At 34.7% G+C, this 4,453-nt stretch carries 5 protein-coding genes; 4 read left to right on the forward strand and 1 reads right to left on the reverse strand.

What is annotated here, in order from left to right:
- Positions 1-436: 436 nt before the first annotated feature.
- Positions 437-937, reverse strand: a complete 501-nt coding sequence (locus tag OZD61_RS01645) for a Smr/MutS family protein (RefSeq protein WP_274979610.1) — start codon at positions 935-937, stop codon at positions 437-439.
- Between the two features lie 92 nt (positions 938-1,029).
- On the opposite strand from OZD61_RS01645, the gene rlmB reads away from it, so the two are divergent.
- From rlmB to OZD61_RS01665, 4 genes are all read left to right on the forward strand, one after another.
- Positions 1,030-1,794 (forward strand): 23S rRNA (guanosine(2251)-2'-O)-methyltransferase RlmB, encoded by a 765-nt coding sequence (rlmB, locus tag OZD61_RS01650; protein ID WP_274979611.1) that lies wholly within the window; start codon positions 1,030-1,032, stop codon positions 1,792-1,794.
- A gap of 79 nt (positions 1,795-1,873) precedes the next feature.
- Positions 1,874-2,596, forward strand: coding sequence for a Bax inhibitor-1/YccA family protein (locus OZD61_RS01655; RefSeq protein WP_274979612.1), 723 nt, complete (start codon positions 1,874-1,876; stop codon positions 2,594-2,596).
- On the forward strand, positions 2,597-3,133 hold the full coding sequence (locus OZD61_RS01660) for a cytochrome c oxidase assembly protein (protein WP_038249839.1): 537 nt from the start codon (positions 2,597-2,599) through the stop codon (positions 3,131-3,133). It abuts the gene before it with no gap.
- Positions 3,134-3,302: 169 nt separating this feature from the next.
- Positions 3,303-4,280: a quinone oxidoreductase family protein gene (locus OZD61_RS01665; RefSeq protein WP_274979613.1), complete on the forward strand. Its 978-nt coding sequence runs from the start codon at positions 3,303-3,305 to the stop codon at positions 4,278-4,280.
- Positions 4,281-4,453 lie beyond the last annotated feature (173 nt).

Here is a 4,453-nt window from a genome sequence, read left to right on the forward strand (position 1 = left end):
GCTAGCGATGCAACAAAGCCATTCCAGTGTCAAGCACTGGAATGACACCATTTGCTGTGCAGTTTACCTTCAAAAATGAATGTTCGTACAGCTATGGAATAAATCGCGGTATGACGGTTCGCAGCGGTATAATAACTCGTCACCCCGCTACTTGTTAGCGGCTGAGATACCGCGGCGGTATGACGTAGAAGCTATACTTTTATACTCACCAACTCAGTATCCAATCTGGATCCAAGTGGTCAAGCTATTCGGATGACACCCTCATAAAGTGAAATGAGATCCCGCTAACACGTAGCGGGATGACGGGAAAAGAGGTACTGGGAGACATCCTTCCTGGTAGACCCAAATCACAATGTTCGCACAGTTGTGCGTCACGCGCTGCCGAATACTGTATGGTTATACGAGAAAAATTAAGGCTTAAAAGGAATTTTAAGTATCAGGACTCAAGGTTTTTATTCCTTCTTAATAAAACATAAAAAGCCCCTTTACCACCATGTTTTTTCGTAGCTTGTTGATAGTATAGAACCATATGCTGGATTTTAGTGTCATTTAACCATTTATTTAAGTTACTCTTTATAGTGTCTGTTTTATTTGTTGCACTGCCGTATCCCGTAATTACCAATAAACATCTATTTCCTGCTCGATAATTTTTGATAATAAAATCTATCAATTTACAGTAAGCATCCTCCATACTATAGCCGTGCAAATCGAGCTTATCGCTTATAAAATATTTACCCCTATCAACTTTTGACTTTGTATTTTTGTCAAGACAAAATGATGAGTTACCATCATTGGTATTAAGAAAATTCCTTTGTAAGTCGGAGGTACCTTTATCAACCATAGACTTTATATTTACTTTATGATCAACTTTCAAAGTAACTTTTCCACATTCTATTGGCTTAACATTTTTTTGCCAATCCAACTCATCGTCCGACATAAACGCATTAATCGAATTGTATAATTTTACAACAATATCCAAACATAGTAAAATGTTGCTTATTCTATAAAAACCCGATTTTCGATAATACGATGAAATCGTCAAAAACTAATGAGAATTTTTGGCTGTATGGAAAGCACACCTGCATGTCAGCACTGAAGAATAAAAATAGGCAGTGTATAGAACTGTTAGTAACAGAAAATTTCTATAGAGAACATGAAAAAGAAATTAGGCAATGTGTAAATAGTAAGGACATTAAAGTTCGATTAGTAGAAAACAAAATACTTAATGACGTTTTATCTAAAGGTGCTAACCATCAAGGAATTGCTTTAAATGTTGCCCCTATTCTTTATAACTTAAGCATCGAAGAAGTAGCTGAAAGCTCAAACGACAGCTCTACTATAGTCATTTTAGATCAAGTCACTGACACGCACAATATTGGGTCGATTTTAAGAACTTCAGCTTGTTTTAATGTCAACGCATTGGTTTTACCACATAACCATTCACCGAGTGAAAATGCATCTATTGCAAAAGCAGCAAGTGGGGCTTTAGATATTGTTCCGCTAATATACGTTACAAATATAGTAAAAACTATGCAGTATTTAAAAAAGGTCGGCTACTGGTGTTACGGGTTTGATTGCAATTCTAAAGAAAATATAGATGAAATAAAGAGTCTTGAGAAAAAAAGAGTAATGATTTTTGGTTCTGAAGAGAAAGGAATGCGGAGGTTAGTTAAAGAAAATTGTGATTATCTTTTAAAGATCCCAATATCAAACGTAATTGACAGCTTAAATGTTTCAAATGCAGCAGCAATAGGCCTATATTCTATTTATATTAAAACAAATGCCAGTGCATAGCTGTTTATAATAAAAACACTTGATAAAAATATGGTTTTATATTATAACGTGTTAGGTAATGGATAAAAGGAGTTATATTATGTCTTATATGAGAAATGAACAGGATATTCGCTCTCAAGGCGTTTATTATAGCGCTGGGCTTAGAAATTACCTAACTAAAGTATATAATTACATGGCTTTAGCTTTGGGCGTCACAGGGCTTGTTGCATTTTTAACAGTATTTTCTGGTCTTTTTCAAGTAATTTATTCTAATCCCGTTCTATCGCTTGTGGTAATGTTATCTCCGGTTGCATTGGTGTTCTACATGTCTTATAGAATTCAACACCTAAGTGCTCAGTCTGCCGTTACTATATTTTTCTCGTTCTCAGTGTTAATGGGGCTTTCCTTATCTTATGTTTTTATAGTTTATACTGCAGAAAATATAGCAAGGGCGTTTTTCATTACATCAATCATGTTTGGCTCTATGGCTTTATATGGTAATACCACAAAAAGAGATCTTACAAGTATGGGCTCTTTCTTGATTATGGGAGTTTGGGGGTTAATCATTGCGTCTATGGTAAATTTATTTCTTGGAAGTAGTCCTCTCCACTTTGCAATATCGTTCATATCAGTAATAGTCTTTACCTTAATGACTGCGTATGATGCTCAAAGAATCAAGGACGTTTATTATAAACATAATGACGGATCAGAAGTTGCTACTACTAAATTGGCAATACTCGGTGCAACTAATCTTTATTTTGACTTTATTAATATATTTCTCAATCTACTCAGGTTACTTAACTTGTTCAACAATAGGGATTAGATGTTTTCCTTTTTAAGGAAAGGCAGTAAGAATTCTATAGTTTTCTTTTTAGTATCTTTAGTTGTGTCGATGATATGTCTTGCATATGCATCGGTACCTCTATATAGCATTTTCTGTAAAGCTACTGGGTATGGTGGCACAATAAGAAAAGTAACTAATGCAACAACAAATATAACTAACCAAAAGATCAGGGTTCACTTCAATGCTGATATAATGTCCGATCTACCTTGGGAGTTTAAATCAGAAACTCACTACGTTGATGTAAACATAGGAGAACAAAGTTTAGCTTTTTATTACGCAAAAAATCTATCTGATCAGCCTTCATTTGGAATGGCGGTGTATAACGTTACGCCTTTCAAAGCAGGTAAGTATTTCAATAAAATTGCATGCTTTTGTTTTGAAGAACAAATGTTGCTACCAAAACAAAAAGCAGCTATGCCCGTATCTTTCTATATAGATCCTGAGATAATGCTTGATAACAACACAAAAGATTTGAGCGAAATAACACTATCATACACATTTTTTAAGCTTAAGTAACAGAATGTTTGCAAACCGTGTCATTTCAGTAATCAATAGGGTGTCATCCGAGTAGCTGACACTGGGATGACAGGAGGTAACGCAAGAAGTCTATTGATTGTGAAAACAATAGCTTTGCAAAATATTAATTATTAGATAACATAATTAAAGTTTTTATCTTACATTCATCATGGTTAGAGCTATACAAATAAAAAAAACTGGAGGACCAGAAGTATTAGAATTTGTAGATAAGAATATAGGTGAGCCAAAAGGCGAGGAAGTTTTAGTACGTCACACAACTATCGGCTTAAATCGTTATGATTTAGAGCACAGAAAAGGTACACGCAAAATTAAAAATTTACCATCAGCGCTTGGGGTAGAAGCAGTGGGAGTTATTGAAAAGCTTGGTAAAAAAATCGGTGATGGGTTGAAGGTTGGAGACAGAGTTGGATATTGCACAGCTCCTCCAGGGGCATATTGTGAAAAGCGCATTATACACCAGAAATATCTGATAAAAATTCCAGATGACATATCTGATGAAGTTGCTGCTGCAGTGCTGTTTAAAGGTATGACAGCTCACTATTTAGTTAATCAATCTTATAAAATCAGGCCTGGTGCTTTCGTGCTAGTTCATGGGGCTAATGGTGGCTTAGGACAAATAATATGCCAATGGGCAAAGGATAAAAAAGGTGTAGTGATAGGTTCTGTAAGCTCTGATGAAAAAATGAAGATAGCTTTACAAAGTGGCTGCACATACGCAATAAACTACAATGATAAAGACTTCGTTTCTAAAATTATGGAGATTACACAAAACAGAGGAGTAGGTGCAGTGTATGACCCCATAGGTTACGCTACAAGTAAGCTCTCTTTTGAATCTTTAGGCAGGTTCGGCATATACGTTTCCTATGGGCAGATATCAGGTAACGCTCCTATTAGTTTTTCTTTACTTAGTTCACGTTCGTTATTTGCAACTGGAACCTCAATATACCATTATAAGCATGATAGATTCACATTAGTGCTTACCACAATGGAAATCTTTGAGATGATAAGAAAAAAACTTTTAACTGTACGGATCAATAAAAAATATAAACTTGATGAAATAATTCAAGCCCATCGTGATATAGAAAATAGAAAAGCTAGTGGGTTAAATATTATCAAAATCTCTTAAGTAAATTAGTAATTTAAATTAACCATTCATTAAATTATATCAACTAGAGTTTCACATATTTAATTCTCCTTTTAGGGGAATTAAAAGCATATAGCTAAACTGACTTAGAACCTGTTTAAAATCTTCGTAATAGGAGAGAAATGAAGGAAAGGACAATCATTTGCAAGCTGGTG

The organism is Wolbachia endosymbiont of Drosophila bocki, from assembly GCF_028982005.1.
GTDB lineage: Bacteria > Pseudomonadota > Alphaproteobacteria > Rickettsiales > Anaplasmataceae > Wolbachia > Wolbachia pipientis.